General features: G+C 73.5%; 11 protein-coding genes and 1 tRNA gene. 6 read left to right on the plus strand and 6 right to left on the minus strand.

Annotated features, from left to right (window positions below):
* Positions 1-77 precede the first annotated feature (77 nt).
* The 3 genes from MCAG_RS06060 to MCAG_RS06070 all read right to left on the minus strand — a co-directional run bounded on the left by MCAG_RS06060 (position 78) and on the right by MCAG_RS06070 (position 3521).
* Positions 78-1244, minus strand: coding sequence for a branched-chain amino acid ABC transporter substrate-binding protein (locus tag MCAG_RS06060; protein ID WP_036372527.1), 1167 nt, complete (start codon positions 1242-1244; stop codon positions 78-80).
* Between the two features lie 264 nt (positions 1245-1508).
* A complete protein-coding gene (locus MCAG_RS06065) occupies positions 1509-2606 on the minus strand; it encodes a hypothetical protein (protein ID WP_036372529.1) in 1098 nt (365 codons plus the stop codon).
* Positions 2607-2900: 294 nt separating this feature from the next.
* A complete protein-coding gene (locus tag MCAG_RS06070) occupies positions 2901-3521 on the minus strand; it encodes an ANTAR domain-containing response regulator (protein ID WP_007072094.1) in 621 nt (206 codons plus the stop codon).
* Between the two features lie 93 nt (positions 3522-3614).
* Here MCAG_RS06070 and MCAG_RS06075 point away from each other — a divergent pair.
* From MCAG_RS06075 to MCAG_RS06090, 4 genes are all read left to right on the plus strand, one after another.
* Positions 3615-3689, plus strand: a tRNA-Leu gene (locus MCAG_RS06075).
* A gap of 581 nt (positions 3690-4270) precedes the next feature.
* The gene (locus tag MCAG_RS06080; RefSeq protein ID WP_007072095.1) at positions 4271-4750 is read left to right on the plus strand and encodes an Lrp/AsnC family transcriptional regulator; all 480 of its coding nucleotides are present in this window, start codon (positions 4271-4273) and stop codon (positions 4748-4750) included.
* A gap of 149 nt (positions 4751-4899) precedes the next feature.
* The gene (locus tag MCAG_RS06085) at positions 4900-6441 is read left to right on the plus strand and encodes an MFS transporter (protein ID WP_007072096.1); all 1542 of its coding nucleotides are present in this window, start codon (positions 4900-4902) and stop codon (positions 6439-6441) included.
* A complete protein-coding gene (locus tag MCAG_RS06090; RefSeq protein ID WP_036372531.1) occupies positions 6413-7423 on the plus strand; it encodes an LLM class flavin-dependent oxidoreductase in 1011 nt (336 codons plus the stop codon). The genes MCAG_RS06085 and MCAG_RS06090 overlap by 29 nt, the downstream gene beginning before the upstream one ends.
* A gap of 200 nt (positions 7424-7623) precedes the next feature.
* On the opposite strand, the gene MCAG_RS06095 is transcribed toward MCAG_RS06090, so the two are convergent.
* Complete coding sequence (locus MCAG_RS06095; RefSeq protein WP_007072098.1) at positions 7624-9909, minus strand: cellulose binding domain-containing protein; 2286 nt, start codon at positions 9907-9909, stop codon at positions 7624-7626.
* A 233-nt stretch (positions 9910-10142) separates the two neighbouring features.
* On the opposite strand from MCAG_RS06095, the gene MCAG_RS06100 reads away from it, so the two are divergent.
* On the plus strand, positions 10143-11576 hold the full coding sequence (locus MCAG_RS06100; RefSeq protein WP_007072099.1) for a pyridoxal-dependent decarboxylase: 1434 nt from the start codon (positions 10143-10145) through the stop codon (positions 11574-11576).
* Between the two features lie 61 nt (positions 11577-11637).
* Here MCAG_RS06100 and MCAG_RS06105 read toward each other — a convergent pair whose 3' ends face one another.
* Positions 11638-12558, minus strand: a complete 921-nt coding sequence (locus tag MCAG_RS06105; RefSeq protein WP_036372536.1) for a sulfite exporter TauE/SafE family protein — start codon at positions 12556-12558, stop codon at positions 11638-11640.
* Positions 12559-12678: 120 nt separating this feature from the next.
* Positions 12679-13149 carry an Rrf2 family transcriptional regulator gene (locus MCAG_RS06110; RefSeq protein WP_036372538.1) on the minus strand — a complete coding sequence of 157 codons (471 nt, stop codon included), beginning with the start codon at positions 13147-13149 and terminating at the stop codon, positions 12679-12681.
* A 214-nt stretch (positions 13150-13363) separates the two neighbouring features.
* On the opposite strand from MCAG_RS06110, the gene MCAG_RS30480 reads away from it, so the two are divergent.
* A complete protein-coding gene (locus MCAG_RS30480) occupies positions 13364-14638 on the plus strand; it encodes a serine/threonine-protein kinase (RefSeq protein WP_157547916.1) in 1275 nt (424 codons plus the stop codon).
* Positions 14639-14654 lie beyond the last annotated feature (16 nt).

Below are 14654 nucleotides of genomic sequence, written 5' to 3' on the forward strand. Positions count from 1 at the left end.
TGTGCGGTCAAACGACGCGGCCGGGAGGAGCGCTCCCGGCCGCATCGTCTGTGTCCCAGGCGGGACCGGCGGACCGGTCAGGCCTTCGGGATCTCGATGTCCGGGACGACCTGGCCCGCGTTGACCTTGAACGCCCAGACCAGCACCTGGGCCGGGTCCAGCTCACCGTTGGACTCGAACTTGTACGTCACACCGGTGGCGGTACCCGCCTTGTTGTAGGACTTCACGAACGCGAGCAGGTCCGCCCGGGTGGACTTACCGCTCTTGATGCCCTCAAGGAAGATCTTCGTGATGTCGTACGACACGTCGGCGTAGGTGCCCGGCTCGGCGTTCTCAAAGGCCGACTTGTAGTCGGTCACGAACGTGCCCTTGGCCGCGGTGGCCGGGGCACAGGGGCAGGTCAGGACGGTGCCCTCGGCGACCTGCTGGCCGGCGACCTTGATGAAGTTGGCGTCGTTGACGCCGTCGCCGGCGACCATCGTGCCCTTCCAGCCGGCACCCTTGAGCTGCTTGAGCAGCAGGCCCGCCTCGGTGTAGTAGCCACCGAAGAACAGGACCGTCGCGCCGCTGCCGACGATCTTGGTGACGACCGCGGAGAAGTTGGTCTGCTTGACCTGGACCTTGTCCTCGCCCGCGACCGCGCCGAGGACCTTCTTGACCTCGTCGACCAGGCCCGCGCCGTACGCCGACTGGTCGTCGACGACGTAGACCTTCTCGGCCTTCATCACGTTCTTGATGTAACGGCCGGCAGCCGGCCCCTGCGAGGTGTCGTTGCCGACGCCCCGGTGGAAGATCTTCCAGTTCTTGGTGCTCAGGCTCGGCCGGGTCGCCGACGGGGTGATGATCGGCAGGCCGGCCTCGTCGAAGATCGGGTCGGCCACCTCGGACTCGCCGGAGAACGCCGGGCCGATGATGCCGACGACCTTGGTGTCGCCCACCGCCTGCTGGGCCAGCGCCGGGGCCTTGGCCGGGTCGCCCTGCGAGTCGTACTCGGCGAGGTTGACCTTGCAGTCCGCGTTGTCCTTGTTGTACTGGTCGATCGCCAGCTTGGTGCCGTTGCGCATGTGGATACCGAGGCCCGCGGCGTCGCCGGTGAGCGGGCCGAAGAAGCCGATCTTGAGGTCGCAGGCGGCCTTGTCGCCGCCACCCTCCGTGCCACTGTCGGCCTTACACGCGGCCGCGCCACTGATAACGAGCGCGCTGATGGCAACGCCACCCAGCACCCGTGCGAGCTTCTGCCTCACGGCTCGTACCCTCCTCAGTCCGAAGGCTCGACCACCCGCCGCGACTTGGGAATTGGACCTTGCGGGGAATGGACGAACCGACCGCGTACCCGGTCTGGGGCGGGACGTTATCCCACCAGCGGGGCACGCCGTAAGACCTAGAAAGCGGGGTTGACCTAACCGTTACGTTGAGTGGCCAGATTCGCCGAAGTGCTGTAACACACACCGCGACCCAGGGCCGAAACCGGACATCGGACACTGGCCGGAAACAGACCGGTGGCACGCTCAGCCGGGCCCGTCCGGCACCCGTGCCGCCCACAGCCGGGCCCCCTCGGCACCGCCGTCGACCAGCAGCAACAACCCGCCGCCCGACCCGGCCACCGCGACCGACCGGTCCGGTGCCGACGGCAGCGGCACCGGCACCTCCACCGGCGACCACGCGCCACCGTCCGTAGAGAACCACGCCGACCCGCCCGAGGCGCCCACCACCACCGCCAGCACCCCGCCGTCGGCCGCCCCCAGGCCCGCCACCTGCCCCGGCCCGCCCCGCGCGGGGCCCAGCACCCCGCCCGGCCGCCAATCCGCCGTGTCCGCGACCCACGCCGCCAGGGCCTCGCCGCGCCGACCCACCGCGACCAGCCGCTCCCCCGCCCGGACCACCCGCTGAAGATCACCCGGCGCGTCCCCGTCCGCGAGGACCCGCCGCCGCCAGTCGACGCCGTCCGGCGAGGTCCACACCGCCGGGTCACCGCCCGGCCGCCCCGGCGCGCGCAGCGACCCCACCAGCACCCACCCCGACGCCGCCGCCGTCACGTCCGCCGCCCACGTCCGCCCCGCCGCGTCCGACGCCAGCTCGGGAACGCCGCTGACCAGCCGGAACTCCCCCGCATCGGCCGACGACCAGGCCGCCGCCCCGGTGCCCCGGTTGCCGGCGATCACCCACCCCGCCGGGCCGCCCGCGATCCGCCCCACGTTCACCGCGTCGGGGCCGCCGAACACCTCGAACTCCGCCGGCACCTCCACCACCGAGCCGTCGGCGAGCTGCCGCCACGTGCTGACCCGGGGATTGCCGTGCACCCCGCCGCTCTTCGCGCCCACCGCCGCCAGCCGACCGTCACGGCAGCCGACCGCCGTGAGCACGTTCTCCGCGCCGTACGCGCTGCGCGGCGTCAGCCGCAACGGCGACCACGCGAAGGCGTCGACGCCCAACGAGGGTGGCCCCGACGAGGCTGGGGACGGGGGAAGCGCCGACGAGGCCGGGGACGCGGGCAGCGCCGTCGCAGCCATGCTCGACCACGCCGCCGGCCGGGTCACGCCCGCCGCGTCCGCGACCGCGCCCACCACGAACCAGCGCCCGCCGCACGCCGCAGCGTCCCGCAGCAACAGCCGCTCCGGGGACCCCCGGCGGCATCGGCAGGGTCACCGCCCGCCAGTCCGGGCGCAGCGGCTCCGGGACGGGCTCGGCGCGCTCCGGCGATCGGCAGCCCGCCAGCAGCACCGCGAGCCCGGCGAGCACGCCGAGCAGGGCCCGCAGCGGGCGGTGACGCGGCATGCATCCGATCGTATCGATCGACCGGAGCACCCGGGACCCGCGCCGCGGGAGCGGGACACGGGTCTTGGAAGATTGCGGTTCGCTCCGGACAGGAACTGTCCGACGATCAACGGGACCCGGCGGGGTCAGGAGGCCGGCTGGGCCACCTCGCCGCCGGCGGTCTCGGCGAGGATCCGCTCGGCGACCTCCTTCATGGTCATCCGGTGGTCCATCGCCGTGCGCTGGATCCACTTGAACGCCTGCGGCTCCGTCATCCCGTACGTGGTCATCAGCGCGCCCTTGGCGCGCTCCACCGTCTTGCGGATCTCCAGCCGGTCGGTCAGGCCCGCGACCTCGGCCTCCAGCGCGGCGATCTCCGAGTAGCGCGACAGGGCGATCTCCACGGCCGGCACCAGGTCGCTCTTCTGGAACGGCTTCACCAGGTACGCCATCGCGCCGGCCGCCCGCGCCCGCTCCACCAGGTCCCGCTGGCTGAACGCGGTCAGGATGATCACCGGGGCGATCCGGGCGCCGGCGATCCGCTCGGCGGCGGCCAGCCCGTCCATGATCGGCATCTTGATGTCGAGGATGACCAGGTCAGGCTTCAGCTCCTCGGCGAGCCGGACGGCGGTCTCGCCGTCGCCGGCCTCGCCGATGACCTCGTAGCCCTCCTCGACGAGCATCTCGGCCAGGTCGAGCCGGATGAGCGCCTCGTCCTCGGCGATCAACACCCGCCTGCGCTCGGCATCCGTCTGCGTCTCGGCCACGAGCCACTCCCACCAGTCTGCGCTCGACACCCGCCGTGCCGGGTGTCGCCGTCCCTAGCGTAGTGGGTAGTCTGTCAGGGTCGAATCATGAAGGCCCTCGTAGCCCAACCGGCAGTAGGCAATGCACTCAAACTGCATCCAGTGTGGGTTCGAATCCCACCGAGGGCACAACAACGCCATTACAGGCGTTCGGGAATGAGCGGGTACACCCGCGCCTGAGAGCCGCGCCCGAACGCTGCACCTGTCCGGGCGGAGCGTCGCCGAGGCCGCCCGCAGCGTCGGGCTTGCGTACTGGACGGTCCGCCACTGGTGCGGCGACCGGCCCGAGAGCAAGCAGCAGGCCAGCGCCTGCGATGTTTCCGGTGCCGCCACCACGTCGACAATCCGACAGATCCGCGTGCCTAGGCCGGCCTCCTGGGGCTTTGCCCCGGCGACGGCCACCCCGTCACCCACCGCACGGGTGCCCGTGCAGCGCGTCTGCTGCACAACCTCCCCGCCCGCGCTGATCGGTGCCTGCGAGGCCGCCATGAGGGCGGCCCTGGCCGGCAACGTGCAGCGGGTGCGGTAGCAGGGCCGCGTGGGGGTCCAGAGCTGCGGGCGGAGCGACTGCACGGCTGCGCGGCCCTGGCGCCCACGGCGCTGCTCATGGCGGGCCGCGCCGAACATCGTGGTGATGCAAGGCATGGGAACCGCAGAAGATTCTGTCTGTTGGCCTTCAGTTACGCTCTGATTCGGAGCAGGATGGGTGGATGCCCGTTGCACCGAATGATGTGCGGCCGTTCGCGGCCCTGGACGACGTCGATCGCGCGATCCTGACCGAGCTGGCGGCCGACGGCCGGTTGCCGAACAACGCCCTCGCCGAGCGGGTCGGGGTGGCGGCGTCGACCTGCCTGACCCGGACCAGGATGTTGCGGGAGTGCGGGGCGATCCGGGGGTTCCACGCGGAGGTGGATCCGGCCGCGGTGGGCCTGCCGTTGCAGGCGTTGGTGTCGGTGCGGTTGACGGCGCACGAGCGGGCGGCGGTGGACGCGTTCCGGGCCCGGTCGGTGCGCCTGCCGGGGGTGATGTCGGTGTTCCACGTGGCCGGCGCGGAGGACTACGTGCTGCACGTGCGGGCCGCCTCCGGCGACGCGTTGCGGGACTTCGTGCTGGACCACCTGGCGGTGGACCCGGTGGTGCAGCACACCCAGACGAGCCTGATCTTCGAGCAGGTGCGTGGCGCGGGCTGAGGGTGCCCCGGGCTGGGGCCCGGCACCGCCGGTCCAGCTCTTGTCGCCCGACACGCCGGTGACGCGACGGGGCGAGCCGCGTTGTACGGGGTGAGGAGTGCCGGCCCGTCGGCGGGCCGCGCGGGGCCGGGAGAGACGCGGGTGTCGGCATGCGCAGATGGTTACCCCTGACGGCGGTCTGCCTGGGCACGTTCATGCTGCTGGTCGACGTCACGGTGGTGACGGTCGCGCTGCCGGACCTGGTCCGCGACCTGGACGCGTCGTTCGGCGCGGTGCAGTGGGTCGTCGACGCGTACGCGCTCGCGCTGGCGGCGCTGGTGCTCGGGGCGGGTGCGCTGGCCGACCGCATCGGGCACCGGCGGACGTACCTGGTCGGGGTGGTGGTGTTCGCGCTGGCATCGCTGGCGTGCGGTCTCGCGCCCGGCGCGTCGGCGCTGGTCGCGGCACGGGCGGCGCAGGGCGTTGGCGCGGCGGCCATGTTCGCGACGACTCTCGCGCTGCTCGACGGGGCGTACGCGGGCCGGGACCGGGGCACCGCGTACGGGGTGTGGGGGGCGGTGGCCGGGGCATCGGCAGCGGTCGGCCCGGTGCTGGGTGGGCTGCTCACCGAGGGCGTGTCGTGGCACTGGATCTTCTTCGTCAACCTGCCGGTCAGCGCGGTCGCGTTCGGGCTGGGGGCGCGGACGCTCGCCCGGGGCCGCCCGTCGGCGGGTGGGCGGGTGGACGTCGCCGGGGTGGTCGTGTTCGCCGCGGCGGCGGGCTGCGCGACGTACGCGCTGATCCGCGCGGCCGAGGCGGGCTGGTCCGACGTCGTGGTGTGGGGGTCGGCGGGCGCGGCGGCGGTGCTGCTGGCGGGGTTCGCCGCAGTGGAGTCGCGGACCGGGTACGCCATGTTCGACCTGGCGCTGCTGCGGGACCGGGCGTTCGTCGGGGTGCTGCTCGCGGGGCTGCTGTTGACGTTCGCGGCGTTCGCGCCGTTGGCGTACTCGATGATCTGGTTGCAGTCGGTGCTGGGGTTGGGCCCGGTCGGCGCGGGGCTCACCGGGCTGCCGATGTCGGCGGTCGCGTTCGTCGTCTCGGCGGTGTCCGGGCGGGCGCTGCACGGCCGGCGGCCGGGCCTGGTGATCGGCGGGGGGCTGCTCTGCGTGGGCGCGGGCAGCGCGCTCACCGCCGGGCTCGTGCAGGGCGCGGCGGGCTGGCCGGCGCTGGTACCGGGCGGGGCGGTGGTCGGCGTGGGGGTGGGCCTGGCGACGCCGGCGCTGGGCGCGGTGGCGATGTCCCTGGTGCCGGCGCACCGGGGCGGGATGGCGGCCGGCGCGGTGAACACCTGCCGGCAGCTCGGGTTCGCCTTCGGCATCGCAGCGTTGGGCAGCGTCTTCGCGGCGGGGGCGCGGGGCATCCTGCACGCGCGCGGGGTCGGTGACGCGGCGGGGGTCGCCCACGCCGTCGCCGGTGGGCAGACTCCCGGCCTGCTGCGGTCGGTGCCGCCGGAGGGCCGGGCGCTCCTGGAGGGCGCGGCGCGGGCGGCGGCGGTGAGCGGGGTCCGGGCGAGCTTCGCGGTGGCCGCGGTGGTGGGGATCGTCGCCGGCCTGCTCGTGATCGCGCTGCTGCGGGCCGGTGCGGGCGGGAACAAACCCGGGGGCGCGCCGGTTGATCAAACGCGTGATCGACGTACCCCTGTCAGTCCTTGACGTCGCCCCCGTCGCGGCCGGTTCCACGGCCGGCGCAGCCCTGCGGCACACCACCGAGCTGGCCCGGCGGGCCGACGAGCTGGGCTACCGCCGGTTCTGGGTGGCCGAGCACCACAACATGCCGGCGATCGCGAGTTCGGCGCCGGCGGTGCTCATCGCGCACCTGGCCGCCCACACGAGCACGATCCGACTGGGTTCGGGCGGGGTGATGCTGCCCAATCACGCGCCGCTGGTGGTGGCCGAGCAGTTCGGGACGCTGGAGGCGTTGCACCCGGGCCGGATCGACCTGGGCATCGGCCGGGCACCCGGGACCGACCGGGTGACGGCGCTGGCGCTGCGCCGGACGATGGAGGGGCTGTCGGCCGAGGGGTTCCCCCGGGAGCTGGCGGACCTGATGGGCTACTTCACCGGCGAGGGGGCGGGCCCGATCGTGGCGACGCCGGGGCGGGGCGAGCAGCCGGAGGTCTGGCTGCTGGGGTCCAGCGGGTTCAGCGCGCAGCTCGCGGGGCTGCTGGGGCTGCCGTTCTCGTTCGCGCACCACTTCAGCGCCGAGCACACCGTGCCGGCGCTGGCGCTGTACCGGCAGAACTTCCGGCCGTCGCGGTGGCTGTCGCGGCCGTACGCGATGGTGGCGGTGAACACGATCTGCGCGGAGACCGACGAGCGGGCGCAGTGGCTGGCGGGGCCGGCCGCGCTGGCGTTCCTGAAGATGCGCTCGGGGCGGGCGCAGCCGCTGCCGTCGCCGGCGGAGGCGGCGGCGTACCCGTACACGGAGGCCGAGCGGGAGTTCGTGGCGCAGCGGCGTGAGGGGCAGGCCATGGGCTCGCCGGAGACGGTGGGCCGGCAGCTGGCGGAACTGCTGGCGCGGACCGGTGCGGACGAGTTGATGCTGACGACGATGGTGTACGACGGGGCGGACCGGGTGCGCTCGTTCGAGCTGGTCGCCGAGAAGGTGGCGGGCGGGCTGCGCCGGGACGGGTGAACCCGTCTGGAAACGCCCGAAACACGATCTTCATACCGACGTCACCGCTGCGTTGCGCATGCCGCGTAACTTTGGTTCCGGTGGTGGTACGGCACTCCCCGGTCGGGACGGGTCGGGGGTGCTGCGGTGTGGTGCACCGGGCCGGAGCTGTGCGGATTCCGCGGCTGCGGCCCGGTGCCTGCCACCCTACCGAAGCGCGGTCAGCGCAGGTAGATGTTCGGCGTGGGCGGGATGCCCATGCCGTCTCCGATGAAGAATCCCGGGTGCGGCGGCTGGTTGTAGGCCGTGTTCTGCCAGGCGATCGCGGCGCGGTACTGCGGGTCGTGCATCAGGGTGTGGATCCGGGTGCCGGTCTGGGTCGGGGTGCTGTAGATGCGCAGCGCGCGGCTGTCGCCGGTGCGCCAGATCACCTCTTCCCGCCAGTCGCCGAGGATGTCGCCGGAGAGCGCCGGGGTGGACTTGGTGCCGTTGTTGGAGGCGACGTCGCTGCCGGTGAGCAGCCGGGTCTCGCCGCCGGTGCCGTACTTGTCGATTTTCGTGCCGTCGAGGAGCTCGCGGACCGGGTCGCCGTCCCACCAGGCCAGGAAGTTCGCCGAGGACGGCTTGCGGCCGACGTTCTGGCCCCGGGTGTTGGCCAGGTAGCTCACCGCCGACGACCAGGACTCGGCGCCGGGGCTGCCGGCCCAGATGTCGCCGGAGACGCCCCGGCCGTTGTCTCCGGAGGCGGGGGTGGACCAGATGATCTGACCGGTGCGGGCGTCGGCGAAGTACGAGCTGGGCTTGCTGGCGTCCTCGTCGACCTTGAACACCTCCAGGCCCGCCCGGCTCGGGTCGAGGTCGCCGACGTGCAGGGCGTCGCCGTGGCCGTTGCCGGTGGAGTACAGCAGCCGGCCGTTGTCGTCGATGGTGGCGGCCCCGTAGACGATCTCCTGCCGGCCGTCGGCGTCGACGTCGGCGACGGAGAGGTTGTGGTTGCCCTGGCCGGCGGCGGCGGAGTTGCCGGAGGCGTTGGAGTCGAACGTCCACCGCTTGGTGAGGGTGCCGTTGCGGAAGTCCCAGGCGGCGATGACGGCGCGGGTGTAGTACCCACGGGCCATGATCAGCGAGGGGCGCTGGCCGTCGAGGTACGCCGTGGCGGCGAGGAACCGGTCGACGCGGTTGCCATAGCTGTCACCCCAGGAGGAGACGTTGCCGCGCGGCGGGTCGTAGTTGACGGTGGACAGCGCGGCGCCGGTGCGGCCGTCGAACATGGTCAGGAACTCGGGGCCGGAGAGCACGTACCCGCTGGAGTTGCGGTAGTCGGCCGACGCCGAGCCGATGAGCTGGCCGGTGCCGGAGCGGGTGCCGTCGGCGGTCTTCATGGCCACCTCGGCGTCGCCGTCGCCGTCGTAGTCGTACACCTGGAACTGGGTGTAGTGGGCGCCGGCGCGGATGTTGCGGCCGAGGTCGACGCGCCACAGCCGGGCACCGGTGAGGGTGTACGCGTCGACGTAGACGTTGCCGGTGTAGCCGGACTGGGAGTTGTCCTTGCTGTTGGACGGGTCCCACTTGAGGACGATCTCGTAGTCACCGTCGCCGTCGAGGTCGCCGACGCTGGCGTCGTTGGCCGAGTAGGTGTACGCCTCCCCGGAGGGGGTGGTGCCGCCGGCCGGGACCTGCAACGGCACGTCGAGGTAGCCGTTGGCGAACTGGAGCGCGGGCGCGGACGGCGCCTGCTCGGTGCCGCCCACCACGGCCCGCACGGTGTACGCCGAGCCGGCCGCCGCCCCGGCGTCGAGGTAGTTGGTCGCGCCGGTGATCGGGCTGCCGTTGACCTTCGTGGAGCCGCGGTAGAGGTTGAACGACACCCCGGAGGTCTCGGTGCCCAGCAGTCGCCAGGAGACGAGGTTGCCGCTGCCGGAGGGGACGCTGATCAGCCCCCGGTCGAGGTCCTCCATCTGCTTGGCCCCGGCGGGCGGGGTCGTCGGCGGAGGTGTGGTGGGCGGTGGCGTGGTGGGCGGAGGTGTGGTGGGCGGCGGGGCGGTCGTCGGGGGCGCGGTGGTCGGCGGTGCGGTGGTGGGGGCGGTGCTGCCGGTGCAGGTCGTGCCGTTTAGGGCGAAACTCGCCGGTGCGGGGTTGCTGCTGTTGTTCCAGGAGGCGTTGAAGCCGAAGTTCGCGGTGCCGTTGGTGCCGATCGCGGCATTGTGGCCGACGTCGCGGGCGGTGAAGTGGGCACCGGACTGGGTGACGATGGCGTTCCACGCCTGGATGACCTGCTGGCCGGCGGTGTAGACCCAGGTGAGGGTCCACCCGTTGATCGGGTCGCCGAGGTTGGTGATGGTGACGTCGGCGCCGAAGCCGCCGCCCCACTGGTTGGTGACCTGGTAGTCGACCCGGCAGCCGGCTGCGGCGGCCGAGGCGGCCACGGTGCCGAGGGCACCGGCGGCGAGGGTGGTGGCCGCGACGGCGGCGGCCAGTAGGGAACGGCGGGATCTGGTCAGGTGCACGGGATGCCTCCGAGGGAGGTCGGGCGGGCGCGGCGCCACGTGGGCCCCGGCGGCCTGCCCTTGACCGGCGGGAAGCGTCCGTCGCGCTGGCGGCGGTGATCGGACGTTCAATCGACGTCCATGGTTCGGCTTCGCGCCCTTGGGATGCTAGGACACCGCTTTTCCGCCCGCAACAACCGCCCTCCGCCGGCCCGACCCTTGCCCCCGCCCCGTTAAGTTGATCGACTCGGTGGATGGCTGAGCACATGGACCCCGAGGAGTTCCGCCGCGCGGGGCACGCGGTGGTCGACTGGATCGCGGACTACTGGGCGACGCTCGGGCAGCGCCCGGTGACCTCGCAGGACCCGCCGGGCACGGTGGCCGCCGCGCTGCCGGCCGGCCCGACCGCGCACGGCGAGCCGGTCTCCGCGCTGCTGGCCGACCTGGACGCGCTGGTCACGCCCCGGCTGACCCACTGGCAGCATCCCGGCTTCTTCGGCTACTTCCCGGCCAACACCTGCGGCCCGAGCGTCCTGGGTGACCTGGTCAGCTCCGGGCTCGGGGTGCAGGGCATGCTCTGGGCCTCCGCGCCGGCCTGCACGGCGCTGGAGACCGTGATGCTGGACTGGCTGGCCGGGCTGCTCGACCTGCCGGAACGGTTCCGCTCCACCGGCCGTGGCGGCGGGGTGATCCAGGACTCGGCGTCCTCGGCGACGCTGGTGGCCACCCTCGCCGCGCTGCACCGGGCCAGCGAGGGTCGCTGGCGCGAGGGGGGCATCGACCGCCGCTACCGGGCGTACACCTCCACGCAGGGCCACTCGTCGATCGAGAAGGCGGCCCGGATCGCCGGGCTCGGTCGGGACGGGGTACGGACGGTCGAGGTCGACCCGCAGACCCTCGCCATGGACCCCGACGCGCTGCGGGCGGCCATCCGGGCGGACCTCGCGGCGGGCGACGTGCCCGCGATCGTGGTGGCCACCATCGGCACCACCTCCACCACGGCCGTCGACCCGGTGCCGCAGGTCGGGGCGATCTGCGCGGAGTACGGCGTCTGGCTGCACGTCGACGCCGCGTACGCGGGCGCGGCGGCGGTCTGCCCTGAGCTGCGCTGGTCGCACGCCGGCCTGGAGTACGCCGACTCGTACTGTTTCGACCCACACAAGTGGCTGCTCACCGGCTTCGACTGCGACGCGTTCTGGGTGGCCGACTCGGGGGAACTGGTCGAGGCGCTGACGGTGCTGCCGGAGTTCCTGCGCAACGCGGCGAGCGAGTCCGGCGCGGTCGTCGACTACCGGGACTGGCAGGTGCCCCTGGGCCGCCGGTTCCGCGCCCTGAAGCTGTGGTTCGTGCTGCGCTGGTACGGGGTGGAGGGGCTGCGGGCGCACGTCCGCTCGCACGTGGCGCTCGCCGACCGGTTCGCCGCCCGGGTCCGCGCCGACGACCGGTTCGTCCTCGCCGCGCCGCACCCGTTCTCGCTGGTCTGCTTCCGCCTCGCCGCCTCCGACGAGGCAAGCGCCGAGCTGCTGGCCCGGGTCAACGCCACTGGACGGGTGTTCCTCACCCACACCCGGGTCGCCGGCCGGTACACCCTGCGTCTGGCGATCGGCTCGCCGCTGACCACGCAGGCGCACGTGGACGAGGCCTGGGAGCTGCTCAGCGCGGCGGCCCGGGAGCTGACGGTCAGGTGAGATCGGGGACGTGGCGGTGTCCGGTCGGCCGGGCACCACCACGTCCCCGACGTGGCATCGGTCAGCCGACCACCGGGGCGACGGCGGGCTGGTCGGTCAGGGCCGTCTCGACCGTGGCCCGGGCGCGGCGGGTGCGCCGCAGCGCCCGGACGGCCAGGACTACGGCGGCGAGCCAACCGACGGCCAGGACCGCGTAGACCGTCCACTGGGCACCGCCGGGCAGCTCGCCGGCGCGGACCAGGGTCCGGGCGTTGGTGAGCACGATAACGCCGCCGATGACCGCGCCGAGCAGCTGGGCGGGGACGATCCGGACCAGCCAGGCGGCGATCGGGGCGGCGATCAGGCCGCCGATCAGCAGGGCGGCGACGGTCGGCAGCAGGAAGCCCTCGGTGCCGAGGCCGATCAGGAAGCCGACACTGGCCGCGCCGGCCACGACGAACTCGGCGGTGTCGACCGAGCCGATGACCTTGCGGGGTTCCATCCGGCCGGAGACCAGCAGTGCCGGCGTGGCGACCGGGCCCCATCCCCCGCCGCCCGTGGCGTCGACGAAGCCGGCGACCAGGCCGAGCGGGCCGAGGAAGCGACCGCGCAGCCGACCGGCGGCGCGGTTGGCGCGCAGCGGCCGGGAGAAGCGCACCAGCAGGTACGCGCCGAGGGTGAACAGGATCGCGGCCATCCAGGGCGCGGCGGCCTCGGTGGAGATCGCGCTGAGGAACGTCGCGCCCGCGAACGCGCCCAGCGCGCCGGGGAACGCGATGCGGGACACCACCCGCCAGTCGACGTTGCCGAACCGCCAGTGGGCCACCCCGGCGGCGAGCGTGGTGCCGATCTCGGCCAGGTGCACCGAGGCCGACGCGGCGGCCGGGGCGACCCCGGCGACCAGTAGCAAGGTTGACGAAGTCAGCCCATAGGCCATGCCGAGCGAGCCATCGACCAGCTGCGCGACGAGTCCGACCAGAGCGAGGACCAACAGCTTGCGCACGAGCGCCCCCTGACTTTTCGGCATCTCCTATCAACTTGGTCGACAATGCGGCACGGGGCGCCCCACGGTCAAGCCCCTATCGGTTAAATGTTGGGACCTGTGTGGCGGGCGAGGCTCCGGTCAGCTCCAGGCGCGCGGGTCCGCGGCCAGCTCGCTGATCCGCTCGGGCAGGGCGCCGCTGGCCACGTCGGCGACGGTGACCAGGTCCAGGATCTCCCGCTCGCTGGCCCGCAGGGCGATCCACACGTCCTGCAACGCCTGGGCGGCGCCCTGGTAGCCGAGCTGTTCCGGACGCTGACCGCGCACGTGCGCCAGCGGCCCGTCGATCACCCGAATCACCTCGGCGAGCGAGATCTCGGCGGCGGGCCGGGCCAGCCAGTATCCGCCCTCGGGGCCACGCTGGGCGTGCACGATGCCGCCCCGGCGCAACTGCAGCAGGATGCTCTCCAGGAACTTCGGCGGGATCCCCTGCGCCTTGGCGATCTGCTCGGCGGTCACCGGGCGGGACCGCGCGGCACCGGCATCGTCGGCGACCGCCGCGAGCTCGGCAGTCGCGCGGAGGGCGTAGTCGACCCGGGCAGAGAGACGCATGCTGGTCAGGTTAGTCGCCCCCCCAGCCGGCCGGACTCCCACCCCTCGTCCGAACGGGGGAAGCGGGGGTGGCGGGGCCGCTTTCGGGGCAGGCCGGCGGCGCTCGCGGGCTGGCGCGGGCGTGGCACCATACCGGTGTCGACGGACGACCCCGACCGCCGACGCAGCCTCGCGCCTTCGGGGATCGCCAGGCCGATGGGGGGCAGCCACAGCGATGCCGCAGACGACTCCGCTCGGTCCACGGGATCCAGACCGGGCCGGTCCCTACGAGCTGCTCGGCCGGCTCGGCGCAGGCGGCCAGGGCGTGGTCTACCTGGGCCGCGACCGGCAGGGCCGGCTGGTCGCCGTCAAGATGCTCAATCTCTCCCTGCGGCACCACCCGCGCGCCAAGTCCCGGTTCGCCAAGGAGATCGACGCCGCCCGCCGGGTGGCGCCGTTCTGCACCGCCCAGATCCTCTTCGCCGACGTCGACGACGACCCGCCGTACGTGGTGAGCGAGTACATCGAGGGCCCGACCCTCCAGCGGCACGTCCACGAGCGGGGCCCGGTCGCCGACAACGTCCTGCACCGGCTGGCGGTGGGCACCGCCACCGCACTCGCCGCGATCCACCAGGCCGACGTGGTGCACTGTGACCTCAAGCCGGACAACGTGGTCCTCGGCGCGGACGGCCCCCGGGTGATCGACTTCGGCATCGCGCGGGCGCTCGACGTCACCGACACGGTGACCAGCAGCATCATGGGCACCGCCCCGTACATGGCCCCGGAACGGTTCCGCGACGACGAGGTCGGCCCGGCCAGCGACGTGTTCGCCTGGGCGGCCACCATCACGTACGCCGCGACGGGCCGCCCGCCGTTCGGCACCGGGGCGGTCGTGGCGGTGATGAACCGGGTGCTGCACGACCCACCGGACCTGACCGGTCTCTCCGGCCCGCTGGCCGAGCTGGTCGGGCAGTGCCTGGACAAGGACCACCGGGCCCGGCCGCCGGCCGATCAGGTCCTGTTGCGGCTGCTTGGGCACCACCCGGGTGTCGGCGCGTCGGTGCCGATCCGGGCGGCCCTGCGGCAGGGCACGGACGCGGCGGCCACCCAGGCGGTCCCCCGCCGGCCGGCACCCCACGAACCCACGACGTACCAGCCGAGCGGACCCACGGTCTACCAGCCGAGCGGACCCGCGGCGTACCAGCCGGTGGCGGCGCACCGGACGGTGACGCACGCCCCGCAGCGCGAGGGCTGGTCGCGGCGGCTGCGCCGGGAGTACGCCGACGCGTGGGGCATCTCGACGGCGATCTTCCTCGGCGCGGTCGGTGGCGCCGTGGGGTACGTCGCGTCCACCGCCGTGGACACCGCCGTCGGCGTCGCAGCGGTGACGTTCGTCGTGGTCTACGGCGTCCGGCTGGTGGCCGCCACGGCGCTGCCGAGAGCCACCCCGCCGCCACCGGCCGCCGAGCCGCCGGAGGGTCCCGGCCCACCCCGCCGTCTCGGCCCCTGAACCGCCCGAACCGCAT

The sequence above is a fragment of the Micromonospora sp. ATCC 39149 genome (assembly GCF_000158815.1).
Classification (GTDB): domain Bacteria; phylum Actinomycetota; class Actinomycetes; order Mycobacteriales; family Micromonosporaceae; genus Micromonospora.

Coding starts and splice junctions, on each gene's coding strand:
- MCAG_RS06110 (WP_036372538.1), bottom strand. CDS start 13,149: ATGCGTCTCTCTGCCCGGGTCGACTACGCCCTCCGCGCGACTGCCGAG.
- MCAG_RS06100 (WP_007072099.1), top strand. CDS start 10,143: ATGGCTGAGCACATGGACCCCGAGGAGTTCCGCCGCGCGGGGCACGCG.
- MCAG_RS06080 (WP_007072095.1), top strand. CDS start 4,271: ATGCCCGTTGCACCGAATGATGTGCGGCCGTTCGCGGCCCTGGACGAC.
- MCAG_RS30480 (WP_157547916.1), top strand. CDS start 13,364: ATGCCGCAGACGACTCCGCTCGGTCCACGGGATCCAGACCGGGCCGGT.
- MCAG_RS06085 (WP_007072096.1), top strand. CDS start 4,900: ATGCGCAGATGGTTACCCCTGACGGCGGTCTGCCTGGGCACGTTCATG.